General features: G+C 68.3%; 16 protein-coding genes. 9 read left to right on the top strand and 7 right to left on the bottom strand.

Features of this window, described 5'->3' with window-relative positions; all coding sequences use genetic code 11:
• The first annotated feature begins 24 nt into the window (after nucleotides 1–24).
• The 5 genes from BSZ14_RS09980 to BSZ14_RS09960 are packed head-to-tail and all read left to right on the top strand — an operon-like array spanning nucleotide 25 to nucleotide 4,234.
• Nucleotides 25–936, top strand: a complete 912-nt coding sequence (locus BSZ14_RS09980) for a cytochrome c oxidase subunit 3 (RefSeq protein ID WP_042486693.1) — start codon at nucleotides 25–27, stop codon at nucleotides 934–936.
• Nucleotides 926–1,336: a DUF983 domain-containing protein gene (locus BSZ14_RS09975; RefSeq protein WP_445190541.1), complete on the top strand. Its 411-nt coding sequence runs from the start codon at nucleotides 926–928 to the stop codon at nucleotides 1,334–1,336. Before BSZ14_RS09980 ends, BSZ14_RS09975 begins: the two co-directional genes overlap by 11 nt.
• Nucleotides 1,333–1,953 carry an SURF1 family cytochrome oxidase biogenesis protein gene (locus BSZ14_RS09970; RefSeq protein WP_076710794.1) on the top strand — a complete coding sequence of 207 codons (621 nt, stop codon included), beginning with the start codon at nucleotides 1,333–1,335 and terminating at the stop codon, nucleotides 1,951–1,953. Before BSZ14_RS09975 ends, BSZ14_RS09970 begins: the two co-directional genes overlap by 4 nt.
• Nucleotides 1,954–1,966: 13 nt before the next feature.
• Nucleotides 1,967–3,355 carry a threonine synthase gene (gene thrC / locus BSZ14_RS09965; protein WP_076710793.1) on the top strand — a complete coding sequence of 463 codons (1,389 nt, stop codon included), beginning with the start codon at nucleotides 1,967–1,969 and terminating at the stop codon, nucleotides 3,353–3,355.
• Between the two features lie 9 nt (nucleotides 3,356–3,364).
• Nucleotides 3,365–4,234, top strand: a complete 870-nt coding sequence (locus BSZ14_RS09960; protein WP_076710792.1) for a class I SAM-dependent methyltransferase — start codon at nucleotides 3,365–3,367, stop codon at nucleotides 4,232–4,234.
• A gap of 79 nt (nucleotides 4,235–4,313) precedes the next feature.
• On the opposite strand, the gene BSZ14_RS09955 is transcribed toward BSZ14_RS09960, so the two are convergent.
• The 4 genes from BSZ14_RS09955 to BSZ14_RS09940 are packed head-to-tail and all read right to left on the bottom strand — an operon-like array spanning nucleotide 4,314 to nucleotide 6,709.
• Nucleotides 4,314–5,051 (bottom strand): methyltransferase, encoded by a 738-nt coding sequence (locus BSZ14_RS09955; RefSeq protein ID WP_076710791.1) that lies wholly within the window; start codon nucleotides 5,049–5,051, stop codon nucleotides 4,314–4,316.
• 4 nt (nucleotides 5,052–5,055) lie between these two features.
• Nucleotides 5,056–5,706 carry a heme exporter protein CcmB gene (locus BSZ14_RS09950; RefSeq protein WP_076710790.1) on the bottom strand — a complete coding sequence of 217 codons (651 nt, stop codon included), beginning with the start codon at nucleotides 5,704–5,706 and terminating at the stop codon, nucleotides 5,056–5,058.
• On the bottom strand, nucleotides 5,703–6,293 hold the full coding sequence (gene ccmA, locus BSZ14_RS09945) for a heme ABC exporter ATP-binding protein CcmA (protein ID WP_076710789.1): 591 nt from the start codon (nucleotides 6,291–6,293) through the stop codon (nucleotides 5,703–5,705). The genes BSZ14_RS09950 and ccmA overlap by 4 nt, the downstream gene beginning before the upstream one ends.
• Entirely contained in the window at nucleotides 6,290–6,709 is a 420-nt protein-coding gene (locus BSZ14_RS09940) for a metallopeptidase family protein (RefSeq protein WP_076710788.1), read from the bottom strand. The genes ccmA and BSZ14_RS09940 overlap by 4 nt, the downstream gene beginning before the upstream one ends.
• On the opposite strand from BSZ14_RS09940, the gene BSZ14_RS20180 reads away from it, so the two are divergent.
• On the top strand, nucleotides 6,608–7,057 hold the full coding sequence (locus tag BSZ14_RS20180) for a 4a-hydroxytetrahydrobiopterin dehydratase (RefSeq protein WP_274533657.1): 450 nt from the start codon (nucleotides 6,608–6,610) through the stop codon (nucleotides 7,055–7,057). The genes BSZ14_RS09940 and BSZ14_RS20180 overlap by 102 nt on opposite strands.
• 180 nt (nucleotides 7,058–7,237) lie before the next feature.
• On the opposite strand, the gene BSZ14_RS09930 is transcribed toward BSZ14_RS20180, so the two are convergent.
• Nucleotides 7,238–8,239 (bottom strand): fumarylacetoacetate hydrolase family protein, encoded by a 1,002-nt coding sequence (locus BSZ14_RS09930; RefSeq protein WP_076710787.1) that lies wholly within the window; start codon nucleotides 8,237–8,239, stop codon nucleotides 7,238–7,240.
• Between the two features lie 273 nt (nucleotides 8,240–8,512).
• On the opposite strand from BSZ14_RS09930, the gene BSZ14_RS09925 reads away from it, so the two are divergent.
• Nucleotides 8,513–9,904: a DEAD/DEAH box helicase gene (locus BSZ14_RS09925; RefSeq protein ID WP_076710786.1), complete on the top strand. Its 1,392-nt coding sequence runs from the start codon at nucleotides 8,513–8,515 to the stop codon at nucleotides 9,902–9,904.
• A 195-nt stretch (nucleotides 9,905–10,099) separates the two neighbouring features.
• The gene (locus BSZ14_RS09920) at nucleotides 10,100–10,366 is read left to right on the top strand and encodes a hypothetical protein (RefSeq protein WP_076710785.1); all 267 of its coding nucleotides are present in this window, start codon (nucleotides 10,100–10,102) and stop codon (nucleotides 10,364–10,366) included.
• 132 nt (nucleotides 10,367–10,498) lie between these two features.
• Here BSZ14_RS09920 and BSZ14_RS09915 read toward each other — a convergent pair whose 3' ends face one another.
• Nucleotides 10,499–12,451 carry a potassium transporter Kup gene (locus tag BSZ14_RS09915; RefSeq protein ID WP_042486721.1) on the bottom strand — a complete coding sequence of 651 codons (1,953 nt, stop codon included), beginning with the start codon at nucleotides 12,449–12,451 and terminating at the stop codon, nucleotides 10,499–10,501.
• Between the two features lie 159 nt (nucleotides 12,452–12,610).
• Here BSZ14_RS09915 and pdeM point away from each other — a divergent pair, with 159 nt between their 5' ends.
• Entirely contained in the window at nucleotides 12,611–13,273 is a 663-nt protein-coding gene (gene pdeM, locus BSZ14_RS09910; RefSeq protein ID WP_076710784.1) for a ligase-associated DNA damage response endonuclease PdeM, read from the top strand.
• Between the two features lie 167 nt (nucleotides 13,274–13,440).
• Here the strand turns inward: pdeM and BSZ14_RS09905 are convergent.
• Nucleotides 13,441–13,992 (bottom strand): energy transducer TonB (locus BSZ14_RS09905; protein ID WP_076710783.1); only part of this gene is annotated, 552 nt, incomplete at its 5' end.

The raw sequence follows: 13,992 nt of genomic DNA, 5'->3' as shown, positions 1-13,992 counted from the left end.
TAGCAAAAACATAGGGACGGGATCATGGCTGGCGCGAAGAACCACGACTATCATATCCTGCCGCCGAGCCCCTGGCCGCTGGCCAGTTCGATGTCGGCGCTGCTGATGGCCTCGGGCGCGATCATGTGGATGCACAGCGTGCAGGGCGGCGGCTGGGCGTTCCTGGCGGGCCTGGCGGCGGTGCTGTTCTGCATGGGCAGCTGGTGGGCGGACGTGGTGCGCGAGGCGCATCATGGCGACCATACCCCGGTCGTGCAGCTGCATTTCCGCTATGGCATGATCCTGTTCATCGCATCCGAAGTGATGTTCTTCGTCGGCTGGTTCTGGGCCTTTTTCGACTTCTCGCTCTTCCCGACCGCGATGAGCATCGTCGACGGACAGGTCGAGCGTGCGGCCGAGGGTGCCGCCGCCGTCGCCGCGACCTGGCCGCCCAAGGGGCTGGAGGTCATCGACGCCTTCAAGCTGCCCTTGCTCAACACGCTGATCCTGCTGACCAGCGGCACCACCGTCACCTGGGCTCACCATGCGCTGATCCACAACCAGCGCGGCGGCGAGAAGAAGGGGCTATGGGGCGCGCTGGGCGTCGGCGACCGCGACGGCGTGCTGAAGGGGCTGTGGCTGACAGTGATCCTGGGCCTGATCTTCAGCGCGATCCAGGCCTATGAATACATGCACGCGCCCTTCCCCTTCAAGGGCATCAACTATGGCGCGGCCTTCTTCATGGCGACCGGCTTCCACGGTTTCCACGTCATCGTCGGCACCATCTTCCTGATCGTCTGCCTGATCCGCGCCTATCGCGGCGACTTCACGCCCCGCCAGCATTTCGGGTTCGAGGCGGCGGCCTGGTACTGGCATTTCGTCGACGTGGTGTGGCTGTTCCTGTTCGTCACCGTCTATGTCTGGGGTGGCTGGGGCGCGCCGGTTCATAGTGGCTGAGTTTACCCCGCCTACCATCGCGCAGGCTGCGTTTCAGGGGCTGTGTCCGCGTTGCGGCCAGCCCCATTTGTTTGCCGGACCGATCTTCTCGACGCAGGTCGTGACCTTTGCCGACCGCTGCGCCGCGTGCGGGCTGGATTTCACCCGATTCAATGTCGGGGACGGCCCGGCGGCGTTCCTGACCCTGATCCTGGGCACCATCATCACCATCGCGGCGATCACCGTCGAGCTGACGCTGCATCCGCGGCTCTGGCTGCAAATGGCGATCTGGCTGCCGCTGACCGCGATCGGCGTGGTCTATAGCTTGCGCATCGCCAAGGGCGCGCTGATGGCGGCGGAGTATCGCAACGAGGCGCGCGAGGGCGCCGTCGTCCGCCCCGACGAAGACCCGGACGCATGAAGCGCCTGCCCATCGTCCCCACGCTGATCGTCGGTCTGGCGGTCGCGGCGATGATCGCGCTGGGGCTGTGGCAGCTGCTCGACCGACTGCCCAAAAAGGAAGCCTATCTGGCGCAGCTCGCCGCCAATCCGGCGCGCCCCGTCATCGCCTTTCCACTGTTCCCGGATGACAGCCTGCTCTTTCGCCGCACGGTTGCCGATTGCCACCCGCCCGTCGCCATCCGTCGCGCGGGTGCCGGGGCGGCGGGATTCCGCCTGATCGCCACCTGTTCGGTGCCGCAAGGGTCGATGCAGGTCCAGCTCGGCACGACGCACGATCCGCGCGCGGTGAGCGATTGGCCGGGCGGTCGGGTGACCGGCTATGTCTCGCATGCGCCCGACAGCCGCTCGCTGCTCCAGTCGGCCTTCGACCATCGACCGCAGGACATGTTGCTGGTCACCGATTCCCCCGTCCCCGGCCTCGACGCGAACCCCCGCCCCGGTATCAGCGGAATACCCAACAACCACCTGGCATACGCAGTGCAATGGTTCCTGTTCGCCGCCATCGCCGCAATTATCTATGTTTTGGCGGTCATCCGGCGCAATCGAATGGTTGTGGTCAGCAACACACCCCGTTAAGCCGCAGCGCATCATGCGCTATCTCAGTACCCGTGGCTCCGCCCCCGTCCTCGATTTCCGGGGCGCGACCCTGGCCGGTCTCGCCAGCGATGGCGGGCTTTACGTGCCCGAGACTTGGCCGACCCTGACCTCCGAAGAGATCGAGGGGTTGGCAGGCCTGTCCTATGCGCAGACAGCAGCAAAGATCATGGCGCCCTTCGTTGGCGACAGCCTGTCGGCGGAGGAACTTCAGGGCCTGTGCGACACCGCCTATGGCCGCTTCTCGCACGCCGCCGTGACGCCGCTGGTCCAGCTCGACCATGACCAGTGGCTGCTCGAGCTGTTCCACGGCCCCACACTGGCCTTCAAGGACGTCGCGCTCCAGATGCTGGGCCTGCTGTTCGAGCGGTTCCTGCGCGGCACCGAGACGCGGCTGACTATCGTCGGCGCGACCAGCGGCGATACCGGATCGGCGGCGATCGACGCGGTGGCGGGGCGGGCCAATATCGACATCTTCATGCTCCACCCGGCGGGCCGCGTGACCGAGATCCAGCGCCGCCAGATGACGACGGTGCTCGCCCCCAACGTCCACAACATCGCGATCGAGGGTAATTTCGACGACGCGCAAGCGCTGGTGAAGGCGATGTTCAACGATCGCGCCTTTGCCGATCGCCATACCCTGTCGGCGGTCAACTCGATCAACTGGGCGCGGTTGATGGCGCAGGTCGTCTATTATTTCTACGCCGCCGTGCGGCTGGGCGCACCGGGCAAGCGCATCGCCTTCTCGGTGCCGACGGGCAATTTCGGCGACGTGTTCGCCGGATACGTCGCGGCGCGCATGGGCCTGCCGGTCGAGCGGCTGATCGTCGCGACCAACGTCAATGACATCCTCCACCGCGCGCTGTCGTCGGGCGATTACTCCAAGGGACAGGTCCAGGCGACCGCCACCCCCTCGATGGACATTCAGGTCAGCTCGAATTTTGAGCGGCTGCTGTTCGACGCCAACGGTCGCGACGGCGCGGCGCTGGCGGCGCAGATGAAGGGGTTCGAGGGGTCGGGCGCGATGCGGCTGACCAACGCGCAGAGCCAGGCCATCGCCCCGCTCTTCACCAGCGCGCGGGTCGATGCCGACGACATGAGCCGCGCGATGCGCTGGGCGGCGGACGAGGCCGGGCAGATCCTCGACCCGCATACCGGCATCGCCCTGTCCGCCGCACGCAAGAGCGGGCTGGACGTTCCGGTCGTGACGCTGGCCACCGCGCACCCGGCCAAGTTCACCGATGCGGTCGAACGCGCGACCGGCAGCCGCCCCGCGCTGCCCCGCCGTGTCGGCGACCTGTTCGAGCGCGAGGAACGCTATACGACGCTACCCGCCACCTTCGACGCGGTGACGGCCTTTATCGACGGGCATGGTTTGCGCTAACGCGTTCCCATGAAACTCGAAACGATGATCGGCGAGCCCTGGGCGGATTACGGGCTGGTCGACTCCGGCCATGGCCGCAAGCTGGAACGCTATGGCCGGTTCCGCTTCATCCGCCCCGAACCGCAGGCGATGTGGGCGCCCGCCACCCAGGACTGGCGCGCGGCGGCGGAGTTCGTGCCCGGCTCGGACGAGGATGGCGGCGGCCGCTGGAACTTCAACGAGCCGGTGCCGCGCGACGGCTGGCCGCTGAAGTGGAACGAGGTGCGCTTCACCGCGCAGAACACGCCGTTCCGCCATCTGGGCTTCTTCCCCGACATGGCCCCCGTCTGGAGCTGGATGCGCGAACAGGTCGACGGGCTGGCCGAGCCTGAGTGCATGAACCTGTTCGGCTATACCGGCGTCGGCACGCTGGCGATGGCGTCGGCGGGCGCGAAGATGGTCCATGTCGACGCGTCCAAGAAATCGGTCGAGGCGGCACGCAGCAACGCGATGCTGTCGGGCCTGGGCGATGCGCCGGTGCGCTGGATCATCGACGACGCCGCCAAGTTCGTCGCGCGCGAGGTGCGGCGCGGGCGGCGCTATGACGGCATTCTGCTCGACCCGCCAAAGTATGGACGCGGGCCGGAGGGCGAGGTCTGGCGGTTGGAGGAAGACCTGCCCGGCCTGATCGCCAATTGCCGCCAATTGCTGGACGGTGATTCGCGTTTCCTGTTCCTGACCGTGTACGCCGTGCGCATGTCGGCGATGGCGATCGGCGAGATGATGCGCCAGGTGATGGCCGACCTGCCCGGCAAGGTGGAGTGCGGCGAACTCGGCGTACGCGAGGAAGCGCGCGGGCTGACCCTGCCGACGGCCATCTGGGCGCGGTGGAGCCGGTAAACAAAAAACCTCCGTTCAGCCTGAGCGAAGTCGAAGCACATGCCCAGCCGCAATGATCTGGCGTGGCCTTCGACTTCGCTCAGGCTGAACGGGGGGTGAGGATCTCGATCAACCCGACCTCATAGGTCGCCACCGCCCCGCCCGCCTCGAACCGCCGGGCGATCCGCCGCATCGCCCCCGGCGGGATGGGGCGATGGCCTTCGCGCGGCGTCCCCGCCCCGATCACCCGCAGCGCGCGCATGAAATCCGCCGCCGAGTCGTGCCGCTGCTCGAACGTCCGCGTCTCGACCGGCCAGCCCAGCGCCTCGACCGGGGGATAGACCGGACTCCCCGCCGCAAACCCTTCCGCCCGATGCGCCTCATGCCACGCCGCGAACGTTCCCCGGAGCAGCGTCGTCACCAGCATCCGGCCGCCCGGCGCGAGCAGATCCGCCAGCCGCCGCAAACCCGCCTCCAGATCGCCGAACCACTGCACGGCCAGGCTGCTGACGATCAGGTCGAATGGCGCTTCGTCCGGCAGATCGGGATATTCACCATCCATCACCCGCCCGCGCACGCCCGGATGCTTGGCCAGCCCACGTGCCAGCATGGCAGGCGCGATGTCGGTCATCAGCCAGCCGGGACTCACCAGTCGCGACAAGGTCGCCGCCGTCAGAAAGCCGGTCCCGCACCCCACTTCCAGCACGCGTGGGGCGGGCGGGGCGACCGCGACGATCCGCTCGGCCAGCCAGTCGGCGACCTGCCGCTGCACCACGGCATGGGCGTCATAGGCCGAGGCCGCGTCAAAGGCCCGCGCGATCATCTTCGCCTCAGCCATCACCTCAATCGCGTACCGACCGGATCGCCGCCGCCGCGAGTCCCGGCGCACCCGCGACCAGCATCAGCGACACCGCCGCCAGCAGCTTCAGCGCGCCCATGTCCCCGCTGCCCGCCCCGAAGATCAGCAGCGGCAGCGCCAGCGGCAGCAGGAGCAACCCGGCCAGTCCGCCCGCTCCGCGCAGTCCCGCCGTCAGCGCGCCCGTCGCCACCGCCAGCGCCGCCAGCCCGGGCGTGCCGAGCAGCAATCCCGCCTCGACCCGCACCAGCGCCGCCGCCTCCAGCCCGAACAGCCCGGCCGCGACCAGCGCCGCCAGCATCAGCGGCGGCGCAAAGGCCAGCCAGTGCGCGACGATGCGCAACGCCATCACCAGCGGCAGCGACAGGCCGTGGACGCGAATCTGGTCGAACCATCCCGATTCGACATCGGGCGCGATCAGCCGCTCGACCGGCAACAATGCGGCCAGCAGCGCCGCCACCCAGATCGCGCCCGCACCGACCCGCATCAGCATCGCCCGGTCAGGCCCGATCGCAAAGGGGAACAGCACCACCGCCAGCAGAAAGAAGCCGCAGACCAGCCCCGCCCCGCCCCCGGCATAGCCGCGCCGCACGTCGCGCGCGATCAGGGTCGCGACAAGGGGCAGAACGGCGATCATGCCGGGACGTGACCGGCCAGCGCGAGTGTCCGCGCGTCGGTCAACGCCAACGGCTGATGCGTGGTCAGCAGCACCGCGCCGCCCGCCTGCCGGTGATCCGCAATGGCCCGTTCCAGCATCGCAATGCCCTGGACGTCCAGTCCATTGCCCGGCTCGTCGAGCAGCCAGAGCGAGGCCTGCGCCGCCAGCACCCGTGCCAGTCCCGCCCGCCGTCGCTGCCCGGTCGAGAGCAAGCGCACCGGCACATCGGCGAGTTTCCCCAGCCCGACCATATCGAGCGCCACGGCGACCCGCCGATCCGCCGCCGCCAGCCCGTCGAGCCGTGCCCAGAAGGACAAGGCCTCACCCAGCCGCCGCTCCGTATCGAGCGCGAGGTCCTCGGTCATCAGCGCCATGCGCCCGGTCCGCGCGACGCGCCCCTCGAACGGCGCGATCAGCCCGGCGGCCAGGCGCAGCAGGCTCGACTTGCCGATGCCGTTGGGGCCGGTGACAACCGCCGCCTCACCCTCCGCCAGGGTCAGCGACAGATGCGTGAAGAGCAGCCGCCCGCCGCGTGCGCAGGCGACCTGGGACAGGTGAAGGATCACGCGCGGGCGTCGTCCACGGCATCTTCCAGCGCGTGCATATCCGCGTCGGACAGGCCGAAATGATGGCCGATCTCATGGATCGTCACATGTACCACCAGATCGTCGAGGCGCACGCCCGTCTCGACCCATTCGTCCAGGATCGCGCGGCGATAGAGATGGATGCGGTCGGGCAGGCTGCCGGAATCCATCGAGCTTTTCTCGCCCACCGGCCGCCCGTGATAGAGACCTGTCAGGTCGAGCGGATGGTCGATCCCCAGCGCCGCCAGCGTTTCGTCATCGGCGAATTCCTCGACGATCAGGACGACATCGCCCAGATGCGCGGCAAAGGCGGCGGGCAGGCGTGCGATCGCATCCCGCGCGATCGCCTCGATCACCTCGGGACCGGGTGCTCCACCAATCGCGTCTTGCCCGCTCATGGCCGCCGTCTTACCGCTGTGCCGGTCAAAAGAACAAGAGAAGCCAAGGGGACGATCATGGTGGAACGGCTGAGCGAGCTGGACCGGGACGAGGCGCTGGACGGCCTGACCGAATGGGACTGGGACGAATCGCGCGACGCGATCAGCCGCCGTTTCGTCTTCGCCGACTTCAACGAGGCGTTCGGCTTCATGACCCGCGTTGCCCTGCTGGCGGAAAAGGCGGACCATCATCCCGAATGGTCGAACGTCTGGAACCGGGTCGACATCGTGCTGACCACCCATGACGCGGGCGGCCTGTCGGCGCGCGACATCGACATGGCCGAAGCGATCGACGCGCTGCTGGGGTAAGCCCAATCCTCCCCATCTCTGATGGGGAGGGGGACCGCCCGGCGACAGCCGGGTGGTGGAGGGGCATGGCGGCTGGCCCCATCGCCGTTCGTCAGAAACTGGCAAAGCGCCGGGCCTTGCCCCTCCACCATCGCTTGCGCGATGGTCCCCCTCCCCAAGCGAGCTTGGGGAGGAACGGGATCAGCCGACCGTCTGTTCGATCGCGCCGAAGATCGGATGGTGGCGGTCGTCCTCCATCCAGATGCGGACGGTATCGCCCTTCTTCAGGAACGGCGTGACCGGCTCGCCGCCACGGATCGTCTCGATCATGCGCAGCTCGGCCAGGCAGCTATAGCCGACCCCGCCCTCGGCGACCGGCTTGCCCGGCCCGCCGTCCGAATCACGGTTGGACACGGTGCCCGACCCGATGATCGTCCCCGCCCCCAGCGCGCGGGTCTTGGCGGCATGGGCGACCAGCGTGCCGAAGTCGAAGGTCATGTCCTGCCCGGCATCCGCCCGGCCAAAGGGCTGGCCGTTCAGATCGACCTTCAGGACGCGGTGCAGCTTGCCGTCCTGCCACCAGTCGCCCAGCGACTCAGGTGTCACGAACACCGGCGAGAAGGCGGAGGCGGGCTTGGACTGGAAGAAGCCGAACCCCTTGGCCAGCTCGCCCGGGATCAGCCCGCGCAGCGACACGTCGTTGGTCAGCCCGACCAGTCGGATCGCCGCCAGCGCCTCTTCGCGACTCGCGCCCATCGGCACATCGCCGGTGACGACGACCACCTCGCCCTCCAGATCGCAGCCCCAGCTTTCGTCGGCCAACGGGATCGCGTCGCGCGGCCCCAGGAACCCGTCCGAGCCGCCCTGATACATCAGCGGATCGTGCCAGAAACTGTCGGGCAGCTCCGCCCCGCGCGCCTGCCGGACAAGCGCGACGTGATTCACGTAAGCCGAGCCATCCGCCCATTGATAGGCACGCGGCAAGGGCGAGGCGGCGTCATGCTCGTGGAAACGCGCCCGCGGGATCGCCTCATGGTCCAGATCGGTCGCCAGATTGGCGAGCGCGGGCATGACCGCGTCCCAATCGTCGAGCGCGGCCTGCAGCGTCGGCACGACATGCCCCGCATCCGCATACCAGGCGAGGTCGCTCGACACGACGACCAGCTTGCCGTCGCGACCGTTCTTCAGACTGGCGAGTTTCATGCAGGACTCCTCTTCGCTAACTGGTATCGGATGTAACCATCCGCCCGCGCTTGTCACGCATTCTGGCGGTGATCCTGCCCGAAACTTGACTTTTGGCAAGACGCGGCGCACATGCCCCCCGTCGAGGCGTCCACTCGCAGCGTGAACGGACCATCTGGTCCCGGCTCCGCCCCGACCCTGTCTTCAGGCTTCCCTTGTCACGCGGGGTGTCATCAACCCCGGCCCGCGCTTGCGGCCTGTCGTGACTCGCGCGCCATGATCGAAAGTAATTCCATGTCCTTTTCCGAACTCGGCCTTGCCGAGCCGCTCGTCCGTGCGCTCGAAGCCAAGGGCTATTCCGAACCCACCCCGATCCAGCGCGATTCGATCCCGACGCTGCTGGAAGGCCGCGACCTGCTCGGCATCGCGCAGACCGGCACCGGCAAGACGGCGGCCTTCGTGCTCCCCTCGATCCAGCGCCTGGTCGAGGCGAACAAGCGCGTCCTGCCGACCCATTGCCGGATGCTCGTCCTGGCCCCCACGCGCGAGTTGGCCAGCCAGATCGCCGAAAATGCCAAGGGCTATGCCAAGTTTTCCAAGCTGGCGGTCGCCACCGTCTTCGGCGGGACCAGCCTGAACAAGAACCGGCAGGACCTGTCGCGCGGCGTCGACATTCTGGTCGCCACGCCCGGCCGCCTGATCGACCTGGTCGAGCAGGGCTTCTTGAACCTGTCGATGATCGAGATCCTGGTGCTGGACGAAGCCGACCAGATGCTCGACCTGGGCTTCATCCATGCCCTGCGCCGCATCGTGAAGATGATCCCGCGCAAGCGCCAGACGCTGTTCTTCTCGGCCACCATGCCCGCCGCGATCCGCGACCTGGCCGACAAGTTCCTCGACAACCCCGCGACCGTCACCGTGACCTCGGTGTCGACCACCGCCGAGCGCGTCGACCAGTCGGTGACGTTCGTGACGCAGCAGGAGAAGCAGGCACTGCTGACCATCCTGCTCGCCGATCCCGCGATCGAGCTGGCGCTGGTCTTCACCCGCACCAAGCATGGCGCGGACCGCGTCGTGAAGCTGTTGGCGGGCAACGGCATCGCCGCCAACGCGATCCATGGCAACAAGAGCCAGGGCCAGCGCGAGCGGGCGCTGGGTGAGTTCCGCTCGGGCCAGACCCGCGTGCTGGTGGCGACCGACATCGCCGCGCGCGGTATCGACATTCCGGGCGTCAGCCACGTCTTCAACTTCGAGCTGCCCAACGTCGCCGAGCAATATGTCCACCGCATCGGCCGCACCGCGCGCGCCGGTCGCTCGGGCATGGCCATCGCCTTCTGCGCCGAGGATGAGCGGCCCTATCTGAAGGATATCGAGAAGCTGACGCGACAGAAGATCACCGTCGTGCCGCTTCCGGCCGACTTCGTGAAGCGCGCCGAGACGATCAAGTCGCAGCGGGTGAAGGCGATCGGCGCCGATCCCGCGCCGCGTGTCGACCGCCCGCGCGACCCGGCGCGTCCCCGCGCCACGCATCACCCGCGCGCGACCGACTCGCGCGCGCCGCAGGGTCGCCAGCCGCGTCGTCGTAGCGGCGGCGGTGGTGCGCCCGGCGGTGGCGGCGGCGGTCGCGGTCGTGGCGGCCAGGGTCGCCCCGGCGGCGGGGGTGCCGGTCGCGGCGCCCAAGGCTGATTGCTTCTTAAGCCCCTCCCGTAAACGGGAGGGGTTTGGGGAGGGCAAGGGGTCTCACCGAGACCAACGCCTGGGGCATACCCTCCCCCATCCCCTCCCGTTTACGGGAGGGGCGTGCCCAGCCGCAGATGCTGGCACGATTCCCCCCTCTCCCGCGTTGAACGCGTAACGACACGCGCATCAGGAGAGGTTGCCATGGATATTGCCCACACCCCCGCCGCCGAACGCATCGCGCGCGTGCTGTGCGGCCAGCGGCTGAGCGCCAATGCCAAGGGCGACTCCGAATCCGCCTCCAAGCTTGTCGACGCGCAGTGGCGCGACCATATGGCCGATGCGCTCGCCGTGCTGCGGACGCTGCGCGAGCCCGACCAGGCGATGGCCGATGCGGGCGATCCGGCGATCTGGGAAAAGATGGTGCTGGTCGCGGTCGAGGCCGCCAAGCCGCCCAAGGTTATGCTTTAAAATCCTCCCCGCGCCGGGGAGGTGGCAGGCGAAGCCTGACCGAGGGGGGCTTCCACACAGGTCAGCCCGTGCCGCAATCCCCCTCCACCACCGCTTCGCGGCGGTCCCCCTCCCCGTAGCGGGGCGGATAAATCACACCGTCACCTGCTCGCCCAGCTCCAGCACCTTGCCCGGCGGAATGCGCAGGAACTCGGTCGGGTCGCTGGCATTGCGCTGCAGGAACATGAACAGCCGGTCCTGCCACAGCGGCATGCCCTTTTCCGCCTCGGGCTTCAGCGTGTTGCGGCCGATGAAGAAGCTGGTCTTCATCGGGTCCAGCCCGGTCGTCCTGTTCTCGACGCCCAGATCGCGCGGCAGGTCGCGCGGCACGTCCGGGCTTTCCATGAAGCCATAGGTCAGCGTGACGGTCGCGAAATTGTCGTCCAGCCGCTCGACATGCGCACGGCGCTCGGCGGACACATAGGGACGGTCCGCGGTGCGGATCGTCATCACCAGGTTCTGCGCATGCAGCACCTTGTTATGCTTCAGATTGTGGAGCAGCGCGCCCGGTGCCGAGGCGGGGTTGGCGGTCAGGAACACCGCCGTGCCCGGCACCCGCTCGGGGGGACGCTTGGCCAGCGCGGCAGCCAGATCGGCGAGCGGGATCGCCTGCCGCTTCTCAAAGGCCGACACGATCCCGCGCCCGCGCACCCAGGTATAGATGACGAGGCCGACACCCGCCCCGACCAGCAGCGGCACCCAGCCGCCCTCGATCACGCGCAGGACATTGGCTCCGAAGAAGACGAGGTCGAGTGACAGGAACGGCAGGATCGCCGCCGCCGCCAGTGCCCGCGACCAGCCCCAGCGATGGCGCACGACCAGATAGGCCAGGCACGTCGTCACCACCATCGTGCCCGTCACCGCGATGCCATAGGCCGCCGCCATCGCCGAGGAGGTCTTGAACTGGATGACCAGCACCAGCACGCCGAACAGCAGCAGCCAGTTGATCGCGGGCAGATAAATCTGCCCCTGGAAATCGGCCGAGGTCTGCCGCACGCGCAGCCGCGGCAGGAAACCGAGCTGGATCGCCTGTTGCGTCAACGAAAACGCGCCAGTGATGACCGCCTGCGCCGCGATGACCGTCGCCAGCCCCGCCAGCACGATCAGTGCCGGGCGAAGCGGCTCGGGCGCCATCAGGAAGAACCAGTCCTGGTTGGTGAAGGGCTTGCCGCTCGCCGCCGCCTGTTCGAGCGCGGAAAGGGCAAAGGCTCCCTGCCCCAGATAGTTGAGCGCGAGCGCGGGCAGGACCAGCGAGAACCAGCCGATGCGGATCGGCAGCCGCCCGAAATGCCCCATATCGGCGGTCAGCGCCTCGGCCCCCGTGACGGTCAGGAACACCGCGCCCAGCACGAACAGCCCGACCACGCCGTGGCTGGCGAGAAAGCCAACGCCATAGCCCGGCCACACGACCCGCGCGATCGAGGGTTCGTCGGCGATATGCCAGATGCCCAGGCCCCCGATGACGAGGAACCACAGGATACAGATCGGCCCGAACAGCTTCGACACCTGCGCCGTGCCGCGCGACTGGATGAAGAACAGCCCGACCAGGATCACGATCGTACACATGCGGATGACGCTTTCGTCGAAGAACGACGCCGCCGACGGGATGGTCCGCAGCCCCTCCATCGCGGACAGCACGGACAGCGCAGGCGTGATGATCGCATCGCCATAGAAGAGCGACGCCCCCGCCGCGCCCAGCACCAGCGCGATGCGCGAACGCGCGCCCGCCGCCCGCCGGGCGAGCGCGGCGAGCGCCAGCACGCCCCCTTCACCCTGATTGTCGGCACGCATCAGAAAGACGACATATTTGATCGTGACGACCAAGATCAGCGACCAGAGCGCGAGACTGAGCACGCCCAGGATTTCGCCGGGGTCGATACCGTCCCCCGCCGATTGCGACAGCGCCTCGCGAAAGGCGTAGAGCGGGCTGGTGCCGATATCGCCGAACACGACACCGATCGCGCCGATGGTCAGTGCCACCAGCGCGGGATGGCGTTGCACGCCTGCGTCAGCCGTTTCGGTCGATGGAGCCGAATGCCCCGTCATCTCGCCCCTCATGTCGGTTGCCGTCCCCGTCATGCCCGCCGGAACCCCCTGTACCAAAAAGGACGGCGCGCTTTACGCTTATGCGCGTCTGACGCAAGGGCTTTCGACGACCGTTTGCAAACGCTTGATATTGCGAGGCGTCAAGCGCATGGGCGTGAAATGGTTCCCTTTTCGTTCGGCGGTCATGCATTCCAGGCGCTGGCCGATGGCGCGCTCTACTGGCCCGCGCGGGGGGCGTTGCTGGTCGCGGACCTGCATCTGGAAAAGGCGAGCTGGTATGCGGGCGGCGGACAGATGCTGCCGCCCTATGATTCACTGGCCACGCTGACCGAACTGACCGCGATCGTCACGCGGACAGGGGCGCGCGAGGTCTGGTGTCTGGGCGACAGCTTCCATGACGCGGAGGGGTGTGACCGGCTGTTGCCGGAGGCGCGGGCGATGCTGCTGGCGCTGACCGGCGCGACCGCCTGGACCTGGATCACCGGCAATCACGATCCGGTGCTGCGCGATCGCTGCGGCGGCGCGGTGACCGAAGAAGCGGCGGTCGATGGCCTCGTCCTGCGCCATGAAGCCGATCCGGCCGAGACGCGGCCCGAACTGTCGGGGCATTTCCACCCCAAGCTGCGGCTGCGGGTGCGCGGCAAGCTGGTCGCCCGGCGGTGCTTCGTGGGCACGGCGAACAAGCTGATCCTGCCCGCCTTCGGCGCGCTGACCGGCGGGCTGGACGTCGACCACCCCGCCCTGCGCCAGGCCGTCGGCCGCCCCGCCGAAGCACTGGTGCCGGTGCGCGACCGGATGCTGCGCTTTCCCGTCGCGGCGTGATCGACCGACGAAGAAGAATTGTTCGCGCGGAGACGCGAAGACGCGGAGGTGGATGTCTGCTTGGCGAAGCCAGAATCTCATCAACCGCTTGAGGTCGTAGGGCCGCTGGCGCGGCAGGTTGCTCCTCTTCGCGCCTCCGCGTCTTCGCGTGAACAAAAAATCGGCCTTTACCGCCCCTCCGGCGGCTCGCGCTCCAGGACCCAGTCCTGGCTGACGATGATGATCGAGCGTACCGGCCGCCCGTCCGCATCGCGTGACGGGTCGTAGCGATAGCGTTTCTCGATCAGGCTGCATGTTGTTTCGTCCAATGCCCGATTGCCGCTGCTGCGTGTCACGACGCAGCCGCTGACCCGGCCGTCGACATTGACGAAATAGCGCACCGTCACGCTGCCGCTCACCCCCGCCTCGGCGGCTTCGCGGGGATAGTCGGAGTCCTTGATGCGGCCCTTGATCCGGCGCGGCGGGGTGTCGTCGCCATAACCGTCGCCGTCGCCCGACCCGCCGCTGCCCGTGCCGTTGCCGATTCCACCCGCGCCCGTGCCGGGGCCGGGCTTGTCCGATGCGCCTTGGCTGGCCTGCGCGCCCGTACCCGCGACCGGCGCGGCGATCACCGGCGATACGGGCGGCAGTACGACCACCGGCGGCGGTGCGACGACCTCCGTCGCCTGCGAACGCAGATTGGGCGGGGCGGCGGCCCCGCGGGGGCGGTGGGTCCGGAC

It is taken from the genome of Sphingomonas sp. Sph1(2015) (assembly GCF_001970915.1).
GTDB lineage: Bacteria > Pseudomonadota > Alphaproteobacteria > Sphingomonadales > Sphingomonadaceae > Sphingomonas > Sphingomonas parapaucimobilis.
Note: the sequence above shows the minus strand (reverse complement) of the source record. Positions and strands in the feature narration are given on the sequence as shown.